This is a genomic window from Klebsiella sp. D-Nf1, assembly GCF_002810515.1.
In the GTDB taxonomy this organism is placed as follows: domain Bacteria; phylum Pseudomonadota; class Gammaproteobacteria; order Enterobacterales; family Enterobacteriaceae; genus Klebsiella; species Klebsiella variicola.
Genome location: NZ_PIOK01000003.1, coordinates 1 through 20,545, shown reverse-complemented (window position 1 = coordinate 20,545; position 20,545 = coordinate 1). Strand labels below are relative to the sequence as shown.

Genomic DNA, 20,545 nt, shown 5'->3' with positions numbered 1-20,545 from the left:
TCTTATCCTTCCTGCTCAATCTGGGTTAACACGCTGCGCAGCGCCGGACCGTATTCATATTTGCCCGGACAAACGTAGGTGCAGAGCGCCAGATCTTCTTCATCCAGCTCCAGACAGCCCAGCGCCTGGGCGCTATCGCTATCGCCGGCCAGCAGATCGCGCAGCAATATGGTTGGCAGAATATCCAGCGGCATCACCCGCTCATAGTTGCCGATCGGCACCATCGCCCGTTCGCCGCCGTGGGTATCGGTGGAAAAATGAAAGCGCTTGCGCTTGAAGAAATGGCCTAGCGTAGTGCGGGTAATCGAGAACTTCTCTTTGCCCGGCATTACCCAGCCAAACAGCTCTTTTTCCCGACCTTCCCGAACCACGCTCACCTGCAGATGGAAACGCCCGAGGAAAGCGTGAGGGCCATGGGCACGGGTACCGCTAAGCACCGAGCCGGAAATGACGCGGTTTTCGCCCTCCTCCAGCTCGCCTGCCAGCAGATCGTCCAGACTGGCGCCCAGCGTCGTTTTGACCAGCCGCGGCGACTTCACCTGCGGGCCGCCGAGCGCAATCACCCGTTCGCAGTACAACTCACCTTCAAGGAAAAGCTGACCAATAGCGATCGCATCCTGATAATTGAGGTGCCAGACCTGCTTATTCAGACTCACCGGCTCCAGAAAGTGAATATGCGTTCCCGGCAGCCCCGCCGGGTGCGGCCCGGCAAATTGATTAAAACAGACCTGGCCGGCAGGATGGCCGCCCAGCTTGCCGCCACTGGGCTGGCAGACGTGCACTTTCCCGTCGGTTAGACGCGTGAGCACGGTAAGACCGGCGTCGAAGGCGGCACGCTCGGCCAGAATAATCGGCTGCGGCTCTGCCGCCAGCGGATTGGTGTCCATGGCGTTGACAAAAATAGCGGCGGGCACGCTGCCCGGGCGCGGCGTTTTACTGAATGGCCGGGTGCGTAGCGCGGTCCACAGGCCCGACGCCAGCAGCTGCTGCTGTACGGTGTCGCGCGGCAGCTCAGCCAGTGCGTCCGCAGCGTAACGCGTAAAGGCCACCGCCTCATTGCCCTCGATATCAATGACCACCGACTGCAAAACGCGCCGTTCACCGCGGTGGATCGCGCTGACAACCCCGCTTACCGGGGCGGTAAAGCAGACACCGGGGATCTTTTTATCTTCAAACAGGATCTGACCTTTTTTGACCCGATCGCCTTCTTTGACCGCCATGGCGGGACGCATTCCGATGTATTCTTCGCCGAGCAGCGCGACGCGCTTCACCGCTGGCGCGGGAGAAATCTGCTGTAATGGCATGCCAGCTATGGGCAAATCCAGCCCTTTCGTGATTTTAATCATATCGTTAGCAGGTATCCGTAACCTCAACCCCGACGCAGGCCGGGGCCAGCCTATTGATAGAATGGCAGAGAAGAAAGGGCGAAACGGCGCCAGTGACGCTCATGACGGAAGAGAAGCCTCCTTTCTTACTCTGGTGATGAACCGGCGCAAGTGTAACATTTCGTGAGCGGCGGCTGTAGCGCGAGGGGCAATAAGTGCTTCTAAAATGCGAGCTATTGCGCAAAGTTCTGACTGTGTTTTCGCCGTAAGCAGGTTATAAAGTGAGGCTGAATTGTAAACGCCGCCACGTCGCCCTTGCGAAAAAATGCCGTGATGCTAATGTGAGCGCTCTAAATCCAGAAAACTCTGATTTCGGGTCTCTCTTGCCGTCCTGGCAATGTGGCTATTTTGTTTTATCAAGGAACAAGCAGTATGCGCAAAATCGCATTATTTATTGCGATGCTTCTGTTGCCGTGCGTGTCATTTGCCGGGCTGCTCAGCAGCAATAGCCCGACGACGCCGGTTAGCAAAGAATACAAGCAGCAATTAATGGGTTCACCGGTTTATATTGAGATCTTTAAAGAAGAGCGCATGCTCGACCTTTACGTCAAAATGGGTGAGACCTACCAGCTCCTCGACAGCTATCGGATCTGCAACTACTCCGGTGGTCTTGGGCCGAAACAGCGCCAGGGCGATTTCAAGAGTCCGGAAGGGTTCTACAACGTCACCCGCGGCCAGCTCAAACCCGACAGCCGCTTCTATAAAGCCATTAACATCGGCTTCCCGAACGCCTACGATCGCGCCCATGGTTATGAAGGGAAATACCTGATGATCCATGGCGACTGCGTCTCTATCGGCTGCTACGCCATGACCGACAGCGGGATCGATGAGATCTTCCAGTTCGTGACCGGCGCCTTAGTCTTCGGCCAGGCAAGCGTGCAAGTGAGTATCTATCCGTTCCGCATGACCAATGCCAATATGGAACGCCACAAATACTCCTACTATGCGGATTTCTGGAAACAGCTCAAGCCTGGCTATGACTATTTCCAGCAGACCCACAAACCGCCGATTGTGTCAGTGACCGACGGCCGCTATGTGGTAAGCAAGCCGCTCAGCCACGAGGTTGTTCAGCCGCAGCTGGCCTCAAACTACACGCTCCCCGAGACAAAATAACGCCCACTCGCCTGGCATGATCTTGTGCCAGGTTTCATTGGCCGTCAGCGGCTGCGTGGCGATAACCGTGACCACATCGTTGGGTGTGGTCTCGCGTTGAAAGTCGATCTCCACATCCTGGTCCAGCAGTTTTGCCACGCCGAACGGCGCCCGCCGGGTGATCCAGTGCAGATTAGTCGAGCAGAACGCCATCACGTAGCGCCCGTCCGACAGCAGCATGTTGAACACCCCTTTCTCACGCAGTTCACCCGCCAGGGTGGCGATAAACTTGAATACCCCCAGCATATTGCCCGGCGTGCGCGGATAGCGCTCGGTTAAGCGGTGCAGCAACCAGCAAAACGCCTTTTCACTGTCGGTTTCACCCACCGGATGAAAATTCCCGGTTTTCAGCGATTTATAGCCTTTGAGTTGCCCGTTGTGCGCGTAGGTCCAGTGGCGCCCCCACAGCTCGCGAGTAAACGGATGGGTGTTTTCCAGCGCCACCATACCGCGATTGGCCTGACGAATATGGGCGACAACGGAACAGGATTTAATCGGGTAATCCTGGACCAGCTTCGCGATAGGTGACTGAAAGCTTGGCTGCGGATCTTTGAATGTGCGACAGCCTTTACCTTCATAGAAGGTGATACCCCAACCGTCTTTATGCGGCCCCGTCCCGCCTCCGCGCTGTACCAGCCCGGTAAAGCTAAAACAGATATCTGTTGGCACATTGGCGCTCATCCCGAGCAGTTCGCACATAGATCACCTCACCCTCACAAATCACGACGGCGCCAAAGCGAAGCCGCCGTCAACAGTACATACTCGCCTGCCTGTTAGCCTTTCACCATCTCTTTTTCGATCAGCATGATCAGGATATGGATCACTTTGATGTGGATCTCCTGGATGCGGTCGGCGTAGCCAAAGTGCGGCACGCGAATTTCAACATCGGCGGAACCTGCCATTTTGCCGCCGTCTTTGCCGGTCAGGGTGATCACTTTCATCCCCTGCGCCTGCGCGGCTTCAATAGCTTTGATCACGTTGCCGGAATTGCCAGAAGTGGAGATACCAAGCAGCACATCGCCCGCGCGGCCAACGGATTCAACGTAGCGGGAAAATACATACTCATAGCCAAAATCATTGCTCACGCAGGAGAGATGGCTGACGTCGGAGATCGCGATGGCCGGGTAACCCGGGCGGTTTTCGCGATAACGTCCTGTCAGCTCTTCCGCAAAATGCATCGCATCGCAATGGGAACCACCGTTACCGCAGGACAGCACTTTACCACCCGCCTTAAAGCTATCCGCCAGCAGGACAGCGGCACGCTGGATAGCATGGATATTGGCTTCGTCCTGCAGAAAGTTAGCCAGCGTTTCCGCGGCTTCGTTCAGTTCGTTACGAATAAGATCCTGGTACATGAGGATAATCCTTCAGTATGAGTGGAATAACCCTGGCAGTGTACCGGATAGCCGCGGAAGCGAGAAGCAGCAGGCTGCGTTATCCCCCGCCCTTTTGATTTTATGTGCCGCTTTTGCATACAACAATGTGAGCGAGGTTGTAATTATTTTGTAAATACATTGCTAAATAAAAACGCATGCACTACAACCAATACATCACAAGTGGTCAGACCTCCTACAAGCTCAGGGAGCATTTCTCTATGATGATTTTGAGTATTGTTGCAACCGTCGTTTTACTCGGTGCGCTCTTCTATCACCGGGTCAGTCTGCTGCTCAGCAGTGTGATTTTGCTCGCCTGGACCGCGGCGCTCGGCGCGGCCGGACTGTGGAATATCTGGCTGCTGCTACCGCTGGCCATTATTCTGTTGCCGTTCAACTTTGCCCCAATGCGTAAATCCATGATTTCCGCACCGGCATTTCGCGCTTTCCGCAAGGTGATTCCGCCGATGTCGCGTACGGAAAAAGAAGCCATCGACGCCGGCACCACCTGGTGGGAAGGCGATCTGTTCCGCGGCAACCCGGACTGGCACAAGCTGCATAACTATCCGCAGCCGCGTCTGACCGCCGAAGAGCAGGCATTCATTGATGGCCCGGTGGAAGAAGCCTGCCGGATGGCTAACGACTTCGCCATCACCCACGAAATGGCCGATCTGCCGCCAGAGCTGTGGGCCTATCTGAAAGAGCACCGCTTCTTCGCGATGATCATTAAGAAAGAGTATGGCGGGCTTGAGTTCTCGGCTTACGCTCAGGCACGGGTACTGCAGAAACTCTCTGGCGTCTCCGGCATCCTGGCGATCACCGTCGGCGTCCCGAATTCACTGGGCCCGGGCGAACTGCTGCAGCATTACGGTACCGAAGAACAGAAGAACCATTACCTGCCGCGTCTGGCACGCGGCCTGGAAATCCCCTGCTTCGCACTGACCAGTCCGGAAGCGGGCTCTGACGCCGGCGCTATCCCGGATACCGGCGTGGTGTGCATGGGCGACTGGCAGGGTCAGCAGGTGCTGGGGATGCGCCTGACCTGGAACAAACGCTATATCACGCTGGCGCCAATCGCCACCGTGCTGGGCCTGGCCTTCAAACTCTCTGACCCGGATCGTCTTCTGGGTGGTGAGGAAGAACTGGGCATCACCTGCGCGCTGATCCCAACCTCAACGCCGGGTGTGGAAATTGGCCGCCGCCACTTCCCACTGAACGTCCCGTTCCAGAACGGCCCCACCCGCGGCAAGGATATCTTCGTGCCGATCGATTACATCATCGGCGGCCCGAGCATGGCCGGTCAGGGCTGGCGCATGCTGGTTGAATGTCTGTCGGTCGGCCGCGGCATTACCCTGCCGTCCAACGCCACCGGCGGTCTGAAATCAGTCGCCATGGCAACCGGTGCCTACGCCCATATTCGCCGCCAGTTCAAGATTTCGATCGGCAAAATGGAAGGGATTGAAGAGGCGCTGGCGCGCATCGCGGGTAACGCCTATGTGATGGACGCCGCTGCGTCGCTGATCACCTACGGCATTATGCTCGGCGAGAAACCGGCAGTGCTGTCCGCGATTGTGAAATATCACTGTACCCACCGCGGCCAGCGCTCCATTATCGACGCGATGGATATTACCGGCGGGAAAGGCATTATGCTGGGCGAAGGCAACTTCCTCGCCCGGGCTTATCAGGGCGCGCCTATCGCCATCACCGTTGAAGGTGCAAACATCCTGACCCGCAGCATGATGATCTTCGGTCAGGGGGCTATTCGCTGCCACCCTTACGTGCTGGAAGAGATGGCCGCCGCGCAGAATAACGACCTGAACGCCTACGACAAGCTGCTGTTCAAACACATTGGCCATGTCGGTAGTAATAAAGTACGGAGTTTCTGGCTGGGCCTGACCGGCGGGCGCACCAGCAGTGCACCGACCCGTGACGCCACCCGTCGCTATTATCAGCAAATGAATCGCCTGAGCGCTAACCTGGCGCTGCTGTCAGACGTATCAATGGCGGTACTGGGCGGCAGCCTCAAGCGTCGCGAACGTATCTCCGCGCGTCTGGGCGATGTGTTAAGCCAGCTGTACCTGGCCTCGGCGGTGCTGAAACGCTATGACGATGAAGGACGCAATGAAGCCGATCTGCCGCTGGTTCACTGGGGAGTGCAGGATGCGCTGCACCAGGCTGAACAAGCTATCGACGATCTGCTGAAAAACTTCCCGAACCGCCTGGTGGCTGGCGCGATGCGCGTGGCCATCTTCCCGACCGGGCGTCATCATCATGCGCCGTCGGATAAGCTGGACCATAAAGTCGCTAAAATTCTGCAGGTGCCCAGCGCCACCCGCTCCCGCATCGGTCGCGGTCAGTACCTGACGCCGAGCGAGCATAACCCGGTTGGTCTGCTGGAAGAAGCGCTGCTGGAAGTGATGGCGGCCGATCCTATCCACCAGCGGATCTGCAAAGAGTTGGGTAAAAATCTGCCGTTCACCCGTCTGGATGAGCTGGCACACAACGCGCTGGCCAAAGGATTAATTAATCAGGAAGAAGCCGCTATTCTGACCCGTGCAGAGCACAGTCGCCTGCGCAGTATCAACGTCGACGACTTTGCACCAGAGGAGCTGGCAACGCAGCCGGTAAAGCTGCCGGAGAAAGTTCGCAAGGTTGAAGCCGCATAATAAAACAATCACCACATCACACGCCGGGCGGGGAACTTTCCCCGCCTTTTTTTTCGTCATCCCCTCCTCCGTGGCTTCTGTCAGTAGCATTTTTTTAACAAAATATTCCGCTGACCGCCGCGAGGCTGATATGGTGTTACAGTTAACCTAACCCCCTCATGAGAATGGAGTTGACCATTGTGCCTGGCCTGAAAATTACGCTGTTGCAACAACCGCTGGTCTGGATGGACGGCCCTGCTAACCTGCGCCATTTTGATCGCCAACTGGAAGGGATTATCGGGCGCGATGTCATTGTTTTACCGGAGATGTTCACCACCGGCTTTGCCATGGAGGCGGCAAAACAGTCTTTGCCACAGGCCGATGTTGTGGAGTGGATGTATGCCAAGGCCGCGCAAACTCAGGCGCTGATCGCTGGCAGCGCTGCGCTGCAAACCGAACACGGCGCCGTTAACCGCTTCCTGCTGGTCGAGCCTGACGGTACGGTGCACCATTATGATAAACGGCACTTGTTCCGTATGGCCGATGAACACCATCACTATGAGGCTGGTGACCGGCGCGTGGTCTTTGAATGGCGCGGATGGCGGATCCTGCCGCTGGTCTGTTACGACCTGCGCTTTCCGGTATGGTCACGTAATCTGAACGACTATGATTTGGCACTGTATGTCGCCAACTGGCCGGCACCGCGATCGCTGCACTGGCAGTCGCTGCTGGTCGCTCGCGCCATCGAGAACCAGGCCTATGTCGCCGGCTGTAACCGGGTCGGTACTGACGGCAACGGCCATCATTACCGCGGCGATAGCCGGATTATCAGCCCCCAGGGGGAGATTGTCGCTACTGCCGATCCGCATCAGGCCACCCGTCTTGACGCCGAATTGTCGCTGACGGCCCTCCAGGAATATCGTGAAAAATTTCCCGCCTGGCGCGATGCCGATCCTTTTACCCTCGATTAATATCCCTCCGCTTTCTTCCCCATTCAGCGGGTAAAGAAAGCGGGATTTCGCCCGCCAACGCGCCACAGAATATTTGCCGGGCGCCATTCATTTCTGTTCTACACTCATTAAAAGACTCCACAATCAAATGGACGGAGATCACCTTCAACTCACTTCTGCGTTGTAAATCATGAATTTTCTGTTGCTGGCGTGTTTTGTTAAACAACGCTGAGCGTTGGCGTAAGAATATTATGTGAGCGTAATAGACAATGGATAATAATAATCTGCTGTTGATTGAAAAACGGCTGGTCACCCGCTTTCTCGATATGTTTATTCGGTTCGGGCTTATTCTGGCGCTGGCCTCATTCTGTTTTACCGTCTTTTCTCCCTTTATCAATATGATGCTCTGGGCGCTGATCCTCGCCGTGGCGCTTTATCCCTTACATCAATATTTTGCCGGACTGTTAGCGGGCAAACAGGGACTGGCGTCAGTGGTGCTGGTGTTGTTAGGTATTTTACTGATCGTCATCCCCACGGTGCTGATGATCACCTCGCTGGCGGAAAGCGCCAGCGACATGATTGACAAGATGGGGAGCCAGAGCTTTACCATTCCCCCGCCCTCTTCGCGCATTGCCGCGTTACCGATCATTGGCGAACGGCTTAGCGCCCTGTGGATGAGGGCTTCCGTGGATCTCCCGGGGCTGCTCAGTAATTACCGCTCGCAAATCGGCGACATTGCCAAACAGTTTCTCAGCATTTTGGCCAGCATGGGCGGCGGGCTGATTGGCTTTATTATTTCGTTTATCGTCTCGGGAATTATGATGGCCTGGGGCACAGCAGGCGCCATCAGCGCACAGCGTATTGCCATTCGTATTACCGATGAAAATAAAGGCGTGACCCTCACCCGCCTGTGCACCAGCACCATCCGCGCGGTCGCCCAGGGCGTCATCGGGGTGGCATTGATCCAGGCGCTGCTGGTCGGCGTGATCATGCTGATGGCCAGCATTCCCGCCGTTGGGATCTTCTTTATTCTGGCCCTGATCCTCGGCATTGCGCAGGTGCCGGTGATCCTGGTGACGGCCCCGGCCATTGCGCTAATGTGGAGTCTCGGTACCCACAGTACCGGAATGGATATCTTCTACACCATCCTGCTGATCGTCGCCGGTATGGCCGATAACGTTCTCAAACCTCTGCTGCTGGGGCGCGGAGTCGATGCGCCAATGCCGGTGGTGCTGCTGGGCGCCCTCGGCGGAATGGCCTCTAACGGTATTCTCGGTATGTTCCTCGGTGCCACTCTGCTGGCCATCGGTTACCGGATTTTCATGACCTGGGTAAATGAAGGGCAACCCGCCCTGCCGCAGGATAAATAACCTCAAGGGAGCGTTACGCTCCCTTAATTCATTCCATAAACATTCGCACCGCGCACCAGACCAGCAGCAGCGCCAGCAGCAGATTTAACCCTTTTCCATGGCGTTCGAACACCGGCTGAAACAGCTGACCGGCCAGCGCCCAGCAAAGATTGCCGGCAACGCCTATTACTGACAGCAACAGGCTTATCATCACCAGCCAGAATGGCTCGCGAGTCACCGGCAGAACAAAGGTCGACAGGGCCGTGATGCCGTACAGGATAATTTTTACATTCACAAACTGCAGCCCCAGGCTGGCCCAGAAGCTGACAGGCCGCTCCTCCTGCCCGCCGCTGGCAGGATCGCTACGGGCAATGTGCCAGGCCAGCCACAGAATATAACCCGCGCCGATCCAGCGGAGCAGGGAGGTAATTCCCGCATCCAGCGTAACAAGGGTTAACGTCAGCCCGGCGCAAATCAGCATGATAATCACGAATCCGAGGCTCATACCGACCAGTACCCGTGTGCTGCGTCGAAAGCCGTGCGCGGTGACGCTGCTCAGCGCCAGAATATTATTCGGCCCGGGCGTCAGGGCGGTGATCAGGGTGTACGTTAAAAAGGCGCTAATCAGGGTAGGTGTCACGTATTTTCTCCTCTTGACTGGCAGACAGTACCCGAAGCTGATAATTTAAAAAAATGAATGTTTTTTCATTCTGACTTCGAGAATGTCGATATAAAGAGGAAATATGGATCTGCGACGCTTTATCACCTTCAAAACGGTTGTCGAAGAAGGATCCTTTCTGCGCGCCTCGCAGAAACTGTGCTGCACCCAGTCCACCGTAACCTTTCATATCCAGCAGCTTGAGCAAGAGCTTGCCATCCCGTTGTTTGAGAAAATTGGCCGGCGGATGTGTCTCACCGCCGCGGGTAAGAATGTCCTGCCGCATGTCTACGACTTGACCAAAGTAATGGCGTCGATTCGTCAGGCAGCCCGCCAGGACGATGAACCCGGCGGTGAACTTCGCGTCGCCACTGGTGAAACCCTGCTGGCGTATAAAATGCCGCCGGTGCTGCAGCGTTTTAAGCAACGCGCCCCGAAGGTCCGCCTGTCACTACAGTCGCTCAATTGCTACAGCATCCGTGATGCGCTGCTCGCTGACGAAGTCGACCTGGGGGTGTTTTACCGGGTTGGCAACGATGATGCACTCACCATGATGGAACTTGGCCCGCAGCCGCTGGCGCTGGTCGCGTCAGTCGATCAGGCGCCGGTCGACTTCCTGCGCCCGCAGCAGCATATCCCATTGAGCTTTATCATCAACGAGCCCCAGTGCGTGTTCCGGCAGATTTTTGAAAGTACCCTGCGCCAGCGCGGCATTACCATGGAGAACACCATCGAACTGTGGAGTATTGAAAGCATCAAGCAGTGTGTGGCGGGTAATCTTGGGGTGAGCTTCCTGCCGCGCTTTGCGGTAGAGGAGGAGCTCAAACGCGGGACGCTGGTCGAGCTGCCGTTCAGCGAGACGCCGCTGACGATCCATGCGCTCTGCGCCCATCACGCCGGGAAAGCAATCAGTCCGGCGATGCGGGTATTCATGCAGTGTATGCAGGAGGAACAAGAGGCGCGCTGAAATTCGGCGACGAAAACGACGAAAGCCTGAATCATTGCTGATTCAGGCTTTCTGAATAGTGGCGGAACGGACGGGACTCGAACCCGCGACCCCCTGCGTGACAGGCAGGTATTCTAACCGACTGAACTACCGCTCCGCGTTGTTGTTCCGTTGGGAACGAGGCGAATATTACGTATTCCCCTCTACCCCGTCAACGCTTTTTCTACCGTTTTGAATCGTTTGCTGCAAAAATCGCCCAACCGCCTACTTTTAATCCATTTCAGGGGTTATCAGGCACGCCACAGGCAGCTTCCGCCTTTCTTTTGTACCAGGTCGAGGCGTGATTCATGGTTCACCAGTTCTTCATCAGAGGCATAAACCACCCGTAACTGGCTGGCGGCGCGGACGACGCGCTGAATGCCCATCTCTCCCGCCTGCTGCTGGCTTTCGCCTTCCATAGAGAACGCCATCGAAGTCTGGCCGCCGGTCATCATCAAATAGACATCGGCCAGAATCTGGGCATCGAGTAATGCCCCGTGCAGCGTACGCTTGCTGTTATCTATTTCGTAGCGCGAACATAACGCATCCAGGCTGTTGCGCTTGCCGGGGAACATTTTCCGCGCCAGTGCCAGACTGTCGGTGATTTTACAAAAGGTATCGGTTTTCCCGATGCCGCGGTTCAGCTTCCCGAATTCATAGTCCATAAAGCCGATATCGAACGAGGCGTTATGGATCACCAGCTCCGCGCCGCGGATGTAATCCATAAACTCATCAGCAACGTCGGCAAAGGTGGGTTTATCCAGCAGGAACTCATCGGCGATCCCGTGCACGCCGAATGCTTCAGGATCCACCAGCCGGTCGGGTTTCAGATAGACGTGGAAATTGTTACCGGTCAGGCGGCGGTTGATCACCTCCACGGCGCCGATCTCAATAATCTTGTGTCCTTCGTAGTGCGCCCCGATCTGGTTCATACCGGTGGTTTCGGTATCGAGAACAATCTGGCGCGTAATTGCAGTGCTCATAGCGGTCATTTATGTCAGACTTATCGTTTACAAATCGATTTCAATTACAGGAAGTCTACCAGAGATGCTCAAACAGGTAGAAATTTTCACCGACGGCTCTTGCCTGGGAAATCCAGGACCCGGCGGTTACGGCGCCATCATGCGCTACCGCCAGCACGAAAAAACCTTTAGCGCCGGCTACCGTCTGACCACCAATAATCGCATGGAACTGATGGCGGCAATCGTCGCCCTGGAAGCGTTAAAAGAACATTGCGAGGTCGTACTCAGCACCGACAGCCAGTATGTCCGCCAGGGGATCACCCAGTGGATCCACAACTGGAAAAAGCGCGGCTGGAAAACGGCAGATAAAAAACCGGTGAAGAATGTCGACCTCTGGCAGCGCCTGGACGCTGCACTTGGCCAGCATAAGATTAAATGGGAATGGGTGAAGGGCCACGCCGGCCATCCTGAAAACGAACGCTGCGACGAACTGGCCCGCGCGGCAGCCACTCATCCCACTCAGGACGATATCGGCTACCAGCCTGAGAGCTAATTCTGCCCCTTGCGCCACTGCCGGGTGGCGCCCACTGCCGGCCGCAGCTGCGTTTTCGCTTTGCCGGATTTCATCGGATTGAGCGTCAGCGGAATGGTCCGTTTGCGGGCGACAATCAATTGTAAACAGCCCAGCGCTGGCAGATGAGTGCTCAATAGTTTGCCACCGTGGCGCGACCAGGGTAAAACCTGGTAACGCCCATAGTGCAGCACTTCAAAGTTGAGTAGCGACAGCCAGTCCAGCTGGCGCATCAGCGTAAACATACGGCTATTATAAGGCGTACCTTTGCGCAGGACCGGCACCAGCTTACGCACTCCCATCAGGCTGACCGGATTAAACCCGGTCAGGATCATCCAGCCATCATCAATCAGCACGCGATCGGCTTCCCGCAGCAGACGATGCGGATCGCCACACCACGGCAGAGTGTGCGCCAGCAGACAGGCGTCGACGGACTTTTCGGCAAAGGGTAAATGCAGCGGGTCGGCCCGGACCTGCATCGGGTTTCCCGCCAGCGAGACATTGACCTGATGCGAGATGGCGCAAGCTTCGGTATTGATTTCCGCGCTCAGATTGCCAATCTTAAGCAGATGAAAGCCATATAATTTAGCCAGCCACGGTTTCATCTGCTGTTCCAGCGTTTCGCGATAGTATTCGCCCCACGGCATACTGGACCAATGCTCAGGCGCTGTCACTGTGTGAGGTATCCTTGCCGGCTTCATTGCCACCTTCCGCTACGCTTTAGAGGTAATTTATGAATCTTATCAGTATTCCCGCGTTTCAGGACAACTACATCTGGGTTCTCAGTGAGAATAACGGCCGCTGCATCATCGTTGACCCTGGCGAAGCCGCGCCGGTTCTGGCGGCAATCGAGGAAAACCAGTGGCAGCCCGAGGCCATTTTACTGACCCATCATCATCAGGATCACGTCGGCGGCGTAAAACAACTACGGGAGAAATTCCCTTCTATAGCGGTTTACGGGCCGGCGGAAACCCAGGATAAGGGAGTCACTCAGGTAGTAGGCGATGGCGATCGGCTGTCAATTCTCGGGCGCGATTTTTCCATTTTCTCTACGCCAGGTCACACATTAGGACATATCTGTTACTACAGCGAACCTTATCTGTTCTGTGGCGACACTATGTTTTCCGGCGGCTGCGGAAGGCTGTTCGAAGGTACTGCTGAGCAGATGTATCAATCATTTATGAAAATTAACGCCCTTCCTGAAGAAACCCTCATATGTTGCGCACATGAATATACGTTAGCGAATATGAAGTTTGCATTGAGTATCCTGCCAGATGATAGGGACATAAACGATTACTATCATAAAGTTAATGAGTTACGTGCAAAAAAACAAAAAACACTACCCGTAATTCTGAAAAATGAGCGTCGTATAAATTTATTTTTACGCGTAAATGATGTTGATTTAATTGATAAAATTAACAAAGAAACAAATTTGCAACACTCTGTGGCGCGATTTGCATGGTTAAGGTCAAAGAAAGACGACTTCTGATATTTAATTCTTGTCATCGGACAACTTCGCCGTTATCCTTGGTCGTCTTTTAAGCAACTATTGACACACACATGAAGGCACGAGCGATATTACTCGCCTCTGTCCTGCTGGTGGGGTGCCAGGCGTCTAAGCACGATGGCACCGTCGAACAGCGAGCACAGAGCCTTTCTGCGGCTGGTCAAGGGGAAGCAGGTAAGTTCACAAGTCAAGCGCGCTGGTTAGATGATGGAACCTTCTACGCGCAAGACCAGGATCTGTGGACTTCCATAGGCGACGAGCTAAAGATGGGAATACCGGATAATCCCCGGATTCGCGAACAGAAACAGAAGTACTTAAGAAATAAGAGCTATCTCCACGATGTAACTTTACGGGCAGAGCCGTATATGTACTGGATAGCCGGGCAGGTTAAGAAACGTAACATGCCAATGGAACTGGTATTACTACCCATAGTGGAGAGCGCTTTTGACCCACACGCGACGTCTGGCGCCAATGCCGCAGGCATTTGGCAGATCATTCCGAGCACAGGGCGCAATTATGGTTTAAAACAGACCCGCAGTTACGATGCGCGTCGTGACGTCGTCGCCTCTACTACCGCGGCGCTGGACATGATGCAACGTCTGAACAAAATGTTCGACGGCGACTGGTTATTAACGGTCGCAGCCTATAACAGCGGCGAAGGTCGGGTCATGAAGGCAGTAAAAGCGAACCGTTCGCGTGGTAAACCCACCGATTTCTGGTCGCTGTCTCTGCCGCATGAAACGAAAATCTACGTACCGAAAATGCTGGCGTTGAGCGACATTCTCAAAAACAGCAAGCGTTACGGCGTAAAGCTGCCTACGGCCGATGAAAGCCGTGCGCTGGCGCGCGTTCGCCTCGACAGCCCGGTTGATATTTCTCAGCTCGCGGACATGGCAGGAATGCCGGTCAGCAAACTGAAAACCTTCAACGCTGGCGTAAAGGGATCAACGCTGGGCGCGAGTGGGCCAAAGTACGTCATGGTGCCGCAGAAGCACGCTGCTCAGCTGCGTGAATCGCTGGCCTCTGGCGACATTGCCGCCGTGCAGCCAACGCAGCTCGCGGACAATACGCCGCTGACCAGCCGTAGCTATAAGGTACGTTCTGGCGACACGATTTCCGGGATTGCTTCGCGTCTCGGCGTCACGACCCGGGATTTGCAGCAGTGGAACAACCTGCGCGGTTCAGGGTTAAAAGTCGGGCAGAATCTGGTTGTCGGCGCAGGTAGCAGCGCACAGCGCCTGGCGAATAACAGCGATAGCATCACCTATCGTGTTCGCAAAGGTGATTCGTTGTCGAGCATCGCAAAACGTCACGGTGTTAACATTCGCGACGTGATGCGCTGGAACAGCGATACCGACAATTTGCGGCCCGGCGATCAGTTGACGCTGTTCGTGAAAAACAGCGATCGACCAGAGTCCTGATACTCTCAGGGTTCGATAAAAAGGCACCGACTTCCCCCGGTGCCTTTTTTATTGCCCGCTTTAGACGGCCTTATGTGCTTCGAACAGGATGGTATCGCTGGTAAACGACCCGTCCTGCTGTAATTCGAAGTAGGCTTTGACCTCCGCCGAAGCGCTCTGCTGATATAAGCGAATCGCTTCTACCAGCGCCTCTGGGGTACGCATCCGCGCCACCCAGGAGCTGAACTCCAGCGGCAGGCGATCGGTCGATAAATGATTAATCACCAGGCCTGCGTCATTGGCCAGCGCCAGCCACTCGCCGCTGGAATAATTACGCACGTGCGAGGTATCGCGCAGCGCTTCCACGGTCTGCAACCAGACATCACGCACCGGATGGCCCGGCGACATCACGTCCATTATGATCATCACCCCGCCCGGCTTCAGCACCCGTTTCACCTCACGCAGCGCCTGGCCGACATCATGCCAGTGGTGAGCGGAGTAGCGGCTAATCACCACATCAAAACTGGCATCAGCGAACGGCAGCGTTTCAGCATATCCCTGCTGGGTCACGATATTGGTAAAGCCTTTCTCTTTTGCCGCCGCGGTAACCACTTCCAGCATCTGGCTTGATAAATCATAGGCGGTCACCTCGGCAACCTGTCCCGCCGCGGTAAAGCTGGCGTGCCCTGCCCCGCAGCCCATATCCAGCACTTTCGCCTGAGGGAAATCGGCCAGCCGTTCCGCCAGCCGCTGCAGATCGCGCCCGGAGGCGTGCACGGCGCTGGTCAAATAGGCGCTGGCCTGGGAGCCGAACTGCTTTTCGACGTTGTCATGGTGAGAGCGTGTTGTCATTGTGTTGTCCTTCGGTTGTGTGAGTAATTTAGGGCAGCATCGTGCTGAACGCAGACCTGCCCGATGGCAGGCCTGACATACCTTAAATTAATCAGGCTTGCCGGGACTGAATTCGACTAGTAGCGGGTTGTGATCGGAGGCGCGGGTCACCAGCACGGAAGCATCGTGCACGCTTAACCCACGATAGAACACAAAATCGAGCGGACGACCAAACGCGCGGCGGCGCTGGTCGTCAGAGAAACGAACTTCGCGTAACGACATCTCACGCGCAAAGCGGTACAGCGCGTTCATCCGCGGGCGGCTCCAGGCATTGAAGTCTCCGGCCATGATCACCGGCCCGCTGTGATGGGCAATCTGATCGCCTATCGGCAGCAGCTGTTTACTGTAGACGTCAACGCCAAGACTAAAGTTAACGGCATGGATGTTCACCACCATCAACAATCGCGCATCGGGCAGCGGATAGACGGTCACTAATGCGGATTTAGGCAGGCGCAAAATGGGTTCGCGCTCGCGCAGCGGGCAGCAATAGATGGGGTGAGCAGAGGCCAGCGTCATCACGCCGGAAGGATGCTGCGGCAGCACCAGAGCCGGTACCTGATCGGCAGCCAGATAGTTAGTGGTCGCGAACCTGACCAGCTCAGGCGTCGTCTGCGCCTCCTGCAACAGGACTAAATGGGCATCTTTGCCGAAATTTTTGAGGACTGACTGCCACTCTGCGCGCTGCTGCTTGAAGATATTCCATACCAGCACGCGGATCTTCTCATCGCTGCTTAACGGCGTGCCGGCAGGATAAACCGGACTCACACCCGCAAACGCCCCCGGAGGCAATATTCTCTCCGCAGGTTGTCCGGCGACGTAGCGCATGGCATAGGTATTCTTTCGCAATTTGGGCATCAATCCTCAATAACAGAAACCAGCCCAACAACGACTGGTTCTTCTGTTATAGGGATTTTCCCATCCACTTTCAATGCAATTTGCGATAAACCCTTAGCCTTCGAGAGAAACCGCTGCCGAACGGTGTGGCGATTTATCTAAACGACCGCTCAGCACCACCAACAGCAAGGCGACCAGCACAATCACCGCACCAATCCACGGCGTCTGCGCCAGACCATACCGTTCAACCGTCTGCCCACCGACGATGGACCCCAGTGCGATACCAATATTGAAGGCGGCAATATTCAGGCCGGAAGCGACGTCGACGGCGCCAGGCGTGTACTGTTCGGCTTTTTGCACCACGTACACCTGCAGACCCGGAACGTTACCGAAGGCGAAAATACCCATAACCAGAACCGTTGCCAGCGCGGCATAGTGGATGCTGGCGGTCAACTGGAAGACCAGCAACAGCACAACCAGCGCGGCGAAGATAAACTTCAGCGCGGAGACGGCGCCATGCTTATCGGCCAGTTTGCCTCCCCACACATTGCCGATAGCAACCGAGACACCATAGCCCAACAGGATCCAGCTAACCGCTGACGGGCTGAAACCGGCCAGTTCCTGCATCATCGGTGCAAGAAAAGTAAAGGCGGTAAACACGCCGCCGTAGCCCAGCGCGGTAATGGCGTAGATCATCAGCAGGCGAGGATGAGTTAATACTTTCATCTGATCGCGCAGGCTGGCACTGGCACGGCCCGGAATATTATTCGGTACCAGAATCAGGCTGCTGATAAGCGCAATCACGCCCAGAATCGATACCGCGAGGAACGTTTCCCGCCAGCCAAAATGCTGACCGATGAAAGTCCCGAACGGCACCCCGGTGACCAGCGCGACCGTCAGGCCGCCGAACATAATAGCGATAGCTGAGGCGGTTTTCTCTTTTGCCACCAGGCTGGTGGCGATTGTCGAGCCAATAGAGAAGAACACGCCGTGTGCCAGTCCGGTCAGCAATCGCGCTAGGATCAGCGTTTCATAGCCCGGGGCCTGCCAGGCCAGCACATTACCCGCCGTAAACAGGACCATCAACGCCAGCAGCAGCTGTTTACGCGGCATACGACCCGTTAGTGCCGTCAATACCGGGGCGCCGATCGCCACACCCAGCGCGTAGATAGAGACCAGTAGTCCCGCAGAAGGCAGAGAGATAGAGAGTTGTTGCGCGATGGTCGGGACCAGACCGACAATCACAAATTCAGTGGTGCCAATTGCGAAGGCACCGATAGTTAAGGCAAATAGCGCCAGTGGCATAATTTACTCCGTAGCATCAGGATTAAGATGACACGTAGTATGAAGGGTTGTATAAATAACAAAAACCATCAAAGTATCAATAGAATTTTGCTACAGGTGCAATAATGAGAGCCACATCAGAGGAGATCGCCATCTTTGTGGCGGTGGTGGAAAGCGGGAGTTTCAGCCGGGCGGCCGAGCAGCTCGGACAGGCCAACTCTGCCGTCAGCCGGGCGGTCAAGAAGCTGGAATCAAAGCTAGGCGTAAGCCTGCTCAATCGGACCACCCGCCAGCTTAGTCTGACGGAGGAAGGCGAGCGCTATTTTCGTCGGATGCAGGTGGTCTTGCAGGAAATGGCGGCGGCAGAGAATGACCTGCTGGAGACGCGCACGACGCCGCGAGGCCTGCTGCGGGTGGATGCCGCGACGCCGGTGATGCTGCATTTTCTCATGCCGCTGGTGAAGCCATTTCGTGAGCGCTACCCGGAAATGACGCTGTCGCTCGTCTCGTCTGAGACGTTTATCAATCTGATTGAACGAAAAGTGGATGTAGCCATTCGGGCCGGGACCTTAACGGATTCCAGCCTGCGCGCCCGGCCGCTGTTTACCAGCTATCGTAAGATCGTCGCCTCGCCCGACTATGTCGCGCGCTACGGTATGCCACAGGATCCGTCCAATCTGAAACAGCATCACTGCCTCGGGTTCACCGAGCCGGTATCACTGAATACCTGGCCGGTCTCCTGTTGCGATGGTCAGCTGTTAGAGATCGAGTCGGCGGTGTCATCCAACAGCGGCGAAACGCTCAAGCAGCTGTGCCTGACCGGTAACGGAATTGCCTGTTTGTCGGATTACATGGTGGATAAAGAGATTGCCAGCGGAGAGTTTGTCGAACTACTGGCCGATAAGCGCTTACCGGTGGAGATGCCCTTCAGTGCCGTCTATTACAGCGACCGGGCGGTCAGCACCCGCATCAGGGCATTTATTGATTTTCTGAGCGAGCATGTAAAACAGCTCCCGAAGGAGCTGTCGTAATACAATCTCAGGCGGCAATGCGAGCGGCATCCCGGTATCGGGAGATTAATCCCACTGCGGAGCCAGACCTTCCGGACTCACCAGACGATCGTTGCAGTCCAGTGCGGCGATCGCTTTACGATCTTCATCATCCAACTGCAGATCCTGCGCTTTCAGGTTGCTGGCCAGGTTGTCACGCTTGGTGGACGATGGGATAACCGCATAGCCTTCGCCCATTGCCCATGCCAGAATAACCTGCGCTGGGGTCGCACCATGTTTCGCCGCGATGCGGGCAATCACTTCATCTTTCAGTGCCTTACCGTAGGCCAGCGTCATGTAAGAGGTGATATGGATGCCGTGCTCACGCGCCCAATCGACCACTTTACGGTTTTGCAGGTACGGCGAGAGCTCAATCTGGTTGGTCGCGATGTTTTCCGCACCAACAGCGGCAATCGCACGCTCCATCAGCGGAATAGTGAAGTTGGAGATACCGATCTGACGGGTCAGTCCCAGTTTCTTCGCTTCCATCAGGGCAGCCATAAACTCTTCAACGGCAACAGCGTCATTCGGCGACGGCCAGTGGATCAGCGTCAGGTCAACATAGTCAGTGCGCAGCTTCTGCAGGCTCTCTTTCAGGCTGGCGATGAGTTTGTCTTTGCTCAGGTTTTCGATCCAGATTTTGGTGGTGATGAACAGCTCATCACGCGGCACGCCGCTTTCGGCGATGGCCTGACCCACCGCGGCTTCGTTGTCATAGATTTGCGCGGTGTCGATAGTACGATAGCCCAGCTCCAGCGCGGTTTTTACGGATGCGATAACAACATCATCTTTCAGACGGAAGGTGCCAAGACCAAATGCAGGGATTGCCATGATTTTCCTCGTTATTTCTTCATTTCGGTTAACGGATAGAATTATGGCTGAGGGAGAAGTGGAGAAAAAGAGCGATTAATGCAGAGGATTTTTGCTGATTTAGCAATAATAGGGAATAGAGCAAACAAAAAAGCCCTGAGCAAATGCTCAGGGCTCTTAATAAGTGGCGGAACGGACGGGACTCGAACCCGCGACCCCCTGCGTGACAGGCAGGTATTCTAACCGACTGAACTACCGCTCCACCGAATTTCTTCGCTTTATTACCACCGGTTGTCACCCCGGCTTACTGCAATTTGATGCCTGGCAGTTCCCTACTCTCACATGGGGAGACCCCACACTACCATCGGCGCTACGGCGTTTCACTTCTGAGTTCGGCATGGGGTCAGGTGGGACCACCGCGCTATCGCCGCCAGGCAAATTCTTTGTGCTCAGTACGCCATTCTTTATCGCATCAGCCGCGTTGCCTGCGCTCGTAAAGTCAGTCACATACTTCAGTATGCTCTTTCCTTTCCTTCGCTTGCCGCCTTGCTGCTGCGCAAATTATTGCGTACTCAACTCTGAATCTAAGCTGAAAATCTTCTCTCAAATCCGCCAAAACAGCTTCGGCGTTGTAAGGTTAAGCCTCACGGTTCATTAGTACCGGTTAGCTCAACGCATCGCTGCGCTTACACACCCGGCCTATCAACGTCGTCGTCTTCAACGTTCCTTCAGGAGACTTA

Annotated in this window: 19 protein-coding genes, 2 tRNA genes and 2 rRNA genes; 9 read left to right on the top strand and 14 right to left on the bottom strand. The window is 55.6% G+C overall.

What is annotated here, in order from left to right; genetic code table 11:
* Nucleotides 1–2 precede the first annotated feature (2 nt).
* Complete coding sequence (locus tag CWM54_RS13775; RefSeq protein ID WP_100681400.1) at nucleotides 3–1,346, bottom strand: Na(+)-translocating NADH-quinone reductase subunit A; 1,344 nt, start codon at nucleotides 1,344–1,346, stop codon at nucleotides 3–5.
* 411 nt (nucleotides 1,347–1,757) lie between these two features.
* Between CWM54_RS13775 and dpaA the strand changes: the two genes are divergently transcribed.
* Complete coding sequence (dpaA, locus tag CWM54_RS13765) at nucleotides 1,758–2,498, top strand: peptidoglycan meso-diaminopimelic acid protein amidase (protein WP_061155670.1); 741 nt, start codon at nucleotides 1,758–1,760, stop codon at nucleotides 2,496–2,498.
* Here dpaA and CWM54_RS13760 read toward each other — a convergent pair.
* Together CWM54_RS13760 and lpcA are read right to left on the bottom strand one after the other, a co-directional pair.
* Complete coding sequence (locus CWM54_RS13760; RefSeq protein ID WP_061155671.1) at nucleotides 2,469–3,236, bottom strand: class II glutamine amidotransferase; 768 nt, start codon at nucleotides 3,234–3,236, stop codon at nucleotides 2,469–2,471. The genes dpaA and CWM54_RS13760 overlap by 30 nt on opposite strands.
* Nucleotides 3,237–3,310: 74 nt before the next feature.
* The gene (gene lpcA, locus CWM54_RS13755) at nucleotides 3,311–3,892 is read right to left on the bottom strand and encodes a D-sedoheptulose 7-phosphate isomerase (RefSeq protein ID WP_100697512.1); all 582 of its coding nucleotides are present in this window, start codon (nucleotides 3,890–3,892) and stop codon (nucleotides 3,311–3,313) included.
* Between the two features lie 239 nt (nucleotides 3,893–4,131).
* Here lpcA and fadE point away from each other — a divergent pair, with 239 nt between their 5' ends.
* The 3 genes from fadE to CWM54_RS13740 all read left to right on the top strand — a co-directional run bounded on the left by fadE (nucleotide 4,132) and on the right by CWM54_RS13740 (nucleotide 8,875).
* Complete coding sequence (fadE, locus tag CWM54_RS13750; RefSeq protein WP_100697510.1) at nucleotides 4,132–6,576, top strand: acyl-CoA dehydrogenase FadE; 2,445 nt, start codon at nucleotides 4,132–4,134, stop codon at nucleotides 6,574–6,576.
* A 179-nt stretch (nucleotides 6,577–6,755) separates the two neighbouring features.
* Entirely contained in the window at nucleotides 6,756–7,526 is a 771-nt protein-coding gene (locus tag CWM54_RS13745) for an amidohydrolase (protein ID WP_061156412.1), read from the top strand.
* A gap of 248 nt (nucleotides 7,527–7,774) precedes the next feature.
* Complete coding sequence (locus CWM54_RS13740) at nucleotides 7,775–8,875, top strand: AI-2E family transporter (RefSeq protein WP_061155673.1); 1,101 nt, start codon at nucleotides 7,775–7,777, stop codon at nucleotides 8,873–8,875.
* 28 nt (nucleotides 8,876–8,903) lie between these two features.
* On the opposite strand, the gene eamB is transcribed toward CWM54_RS13740, so the two are convergent.
* Nucleotides 8,904–9,494, bottom strand: a complete 591-nt coding sequence (gene eamB, locus CWM54_RS13735; protein WP_061155674.1) for a cysteine/O-acetylserine transporter — start codon at nucleotides 9,492–9,494, stop codon at nucleotides 8,904–8,906.
* A 103-nt stretch (nucleotides 9,495–9,597) separates the two neighbouring features.
* On the opposite strand from eamB, the gene CWM54_RS13730 reads away from it, so the two are divergent.
* Nucleotides 9,598–10,479: a LysR family transcriptional regulator gene (locus tag CWM54_RS13730; protein WP_100697508.1), complete on the top strand. Its 882-nt coding sequence runs from the start codon at nucleotides 9,598–9,600 to the stop codon at nucleotides 10,477–10,479.
* 59 nt (nucleotides 10,480–10,538) lie between these two features.
* Here CWM54_RS13730 and CWM54_RS13725 read toward each other — a convergent pair.
* Both CWM54_RS13725 and dnaQ read right to left on the bottom strand, forming a co-directional pair.
* Nucleotides 10,539–10,615: transfer RNA gene (locus CWM54_RS13725), tRNA-Asp, on the bottom strand.
* A gap of 133 nt (nucleotides 10,616–10,748) precedes the next feature.
* Complete coding sequence (gene dnaQ, locus CWM54_RS13715; RefSeq protein WP_100697504.1) at nucleotides 10,749–11,480, bottom strand: DNA polymerase III subunit epsilon; 732 nt, start codon at nucleotides 11,478–11,480, stop codon at nucleotides 10,749–10,751.
* Between the two features lie 64 nt (nucleotides 11,481–11,544).
* On the opposite strand from dnaQ, the gene rnhA reads away from it, so the two are divergent.
* Nucleotides 11,545–12,012, top strand: a complete 468-nt coding sequence (rnhA, locus tag CWM54_RS13710) for a ribonuclease HI (RefSeq protein ID WP_061155675.1) — start codon at nucleotides 11,545–11,547, stop codon at nucleotides 12,010–12,012.
* On the opposite strand, the gene CWM54_RS13705 is transcribed toward rnhA, so the two are convergent.
* The gene (locus CWM54_RS13705; protein WP_061155676.1) at nucleotides 12,009–12,731 is read right to left on the bottom strand and encodes a class I SAM-dependent methyltransferase; all 723 of its coding nucleotides are present in this window, start codon (nucleotides 12,729–12,731) and stop codon (nucleotides 12,009–12,011) included. The genes rnhA and CWM54_RS13705 overlap by 4 nt on opposite strands.
* Before the next feature lie 32 nt (nucleotides 12,732–12,763).
* Between CWM54_RS13705 and gloB the strand changes: the two genes are divergently transcribed.
* Both gloB and mltD read left to right on the top strand, forming a co-directional pair.
* Nucleotides 12,764–13,519 (top strand): hydroxyacylglutathione hydrolase, encoded by a 756-nt coding sequence (gloB, locus tag CWM54_RS13700; protein ID WP_061155677.1) that lies wholly within the window; start codon nucleotides 12,764–12,766, stop codon nucleotides 13,517–13,519.
* 71 nt (nucleotides 13,520–13,590) lie between these two features.
* The gene (gene mltD, locus CWM54_RS13695; RefSeq protein WP_032737077.1) at nucleotides 13,591–14,958 is read left to right on the top strand and encodes a murein transglycosylase D; all 1,368 of its coding nucleotides are present in this window, start codon (nucleotides 13,591–13,593) and stop codon (nucleotides 14,956–14,958) included.
* Nucleotides 14,959–15,018: 60 nt separating this feature from the next.
* Here the strand turns inward: mltD and CWM54_RS13690 are convergent, their stop codons facing one another.
* The 3 genes from CWM54_RS13690 to CWM54_RS13680 all read right to left on the bottom strand — a co-directional run bounded on the left by CWM54_RS13690 (nucleotide 15,019) and on the right by CWM54_RS13680 (nucleotide 17,967).
* On the bottom strand, nucleotides 15,019–15,789 hold the full coding sequence (locus tag CWM54_RS13690) for a class I SAM-dependent methyltransferase (protein WP_100697502.1): 771 nt from the start codon (nucleotides 15,787–15,789) through the stop codon (nucleotides 15,019–15,021).
* Between the two features lie 87 nt (nucleotides 15,790–15,876).
* Complete coding sequence (locus CWM54_RS13685; protein WP_004204614.1) at nucleotides 15,877–16,674, bottom strand: endonuclease/exonuclease/phosphatase family protein; 798 nt, start codon at nucleotides 16,672–16,674, stop codon at nucleotides 15,877–15,879.
* Nucleotides 16,675–16,776: 102 nt separating this feature from the next.
* Nucleotides 16,777–17,967: an MFS transporter gene (locus tag CWM54_RS13680; RefSeq protein ID WP_100697500.1), complete on the bottom strand. Its 1,191-nt coding sequence runs from the start codon at nucleotides 17,965–17,967 to the stop codon at nucleotides 16,777–16,779.
* 104 nt (nucleotides 17,968–18,071) lie between these two features.
* Here CWM54_RS13680 and yafC point away from each other — a divergent pair, with 104 nt between their 5' ends.
* The gene (yafC, locus tag CWM54_RS13675) at nucleotides 18,072–18,977 is read left to right on the top strand and encodes a DNA-binding transcriptional regulator YafC (protein ID WP_100697498.1); all 906 of its coding nucleotides are present in this window, start codon (nucleotides 18,072–18,074) and stop codon (nucleotides 18,975–18,977) included.
* 45 nt (nucleotides 18,978–19,022) lie between these two features.
* On the opposite strand, the gene dkgB is transcribed toward yafC, so the two are convergent.
* The 4 genes from dkgB to CWM54_RS13655 all read right to left on the bottom strand — a co-directional run.
* Nucleotides 19,023–19,826, bottom strand: a complete 804-nt coding sequence (gene dkgB, locus CWM54_RS13670) for a 2,5-didehydrogluconate reductase DkgB (RefSeq protein ID WP_061155681.1) — start codon at nucleotides 19,824–19,826, stop codon at nucleotides 19,023–19,025.
* Between the two features lie 164 nt (nucleotides 19,827–19,990).
* Nucleotides 19,991–20,067, bottom strand: a tRNA-Asp gene (locus CWM54_RS13665).
* 57 nt (nucleotides 20,068–20,124) lie between these two features.
* A 5S ribosomal RNA gene (gene rrf / locus CWM54_RS13660) occupies nucleotides 20,125–20,240 on the bottom strand.
* Nucleotides 20,241–20,438: 198 nt separating this feature from the next.
* A 23S ribosomal RNA gene (locus CWM54_RS13655) occupies nucleotides 20,439–20,545 on the bottom strand; the annotation flags it as partial.

Bases quoted from the DNA above. Each gene is read 5' to 3' on its own strand.
- gloB (WP_061155677.1), top strand. From the start codon at position 12,764: ATGAATCTTATCAGTATTCCCGCGTTTCAGGACAACTACATCTGGGTT.
- CWM54_RS13690 (WP_100697502.1), bottom strand. From the start codon at position 15,789: ATGACAACACGCTCTCACCATGACAACGTCGAAAAGCAGTTCGGCTCC.
- yafC (WP_100697498.1), top strand. From the start codon at position 18,072: ATGAGAGCCACATCAGAGGAGATCGCCATCTTTGTGGCGGTGGTGGAA.
- dpaA (WP_061155670.1), top strand. From the start codon at position 1,758: ATGCGCAAAATCGCATTATTTATTGCGATGCTTCTGTTGCCGTGCGTG.
- mltD (WP_032737077.1), top strand. From the start codon at position 13,591: ATGAAGGCACGAGCGATATTACTCGCCTCTGTCCTGCTGGTGGGGTGC.
- CWM54_RS13775 (WP_100681400.1), bottom strand. From the start codon at position 1,346: ATGATTAAAATCACGAAAGGGCTGGATTTGCCCATAGCTGGCATGCCA.
- CWM54_RS13740 (WP_061155673.1), top strand. From the start codon at position 7,775: ATGGATAATAATAATCTGCTGTTGATTGAAAAACGGCTGGTCACCCGC.
- CWM54_RS13705 (WP_061155676.1), bottom strand. From the start codon at position 12,731: ATGAAGCCGGCAAGGATACCTCACACAGTGACAGCGCCTGAGCATTGG.
- lpcA (WP_100697512.1), bottom strand. From the start codon at position 3,892: ATGTACCAGGATCTTATTCGTAACGAACTGAACGAAGCCGCGGAAACG.
- CWM54_RS13760 (WP_061155671.1), bottom strand. From the start codon at position 3,236: ATGTGCGAACTGCTCGGGATGAGCGCCAATGTGCCAACAGATATCTGT.
- dnaQ (WP_100697504.1), bottom strand. From the start codon at position 11,480: ATGAGCACTGCAATTACGCGCCAGATTGTTCTCGATACCGAAACCACC.
- rnhA (WP_061155675.1), top strand. From the start codon at position 11,545: ATGCTCAAACAGGTAGAAATTTTCACCGACGGCTCTTGCCTGGGAAAT.
- fadE (WP_100697510.1), top strand. From the start codon at position 4,132: ATGATGATTTTGAGTATTGTTGCAACCGTCGTTTTACTCGGTGCGCTC.
- CWM54_RS13730 (WP_100697508.1), top strand. From the start codon at position 9,598: ATGGATCTGCGACGCTTTATCACCTTCAAAACGGTTGTCGAAGAAGGA.
- CWM54_RS13680 (WP_100697500.1), bottom strand. From the start codon at position 17,967: ATGCCACTGGCGCTATTTGCCTTAACTATCGGTGCCTTCGCAATTGGC.
- dkgB (WP_061155681.1), bottom strand. From the start codon at position 19,826: ATGGCAATCCCTGCATTTGGTCTTGGCACCTTCCGTCTGAAAGATGAT.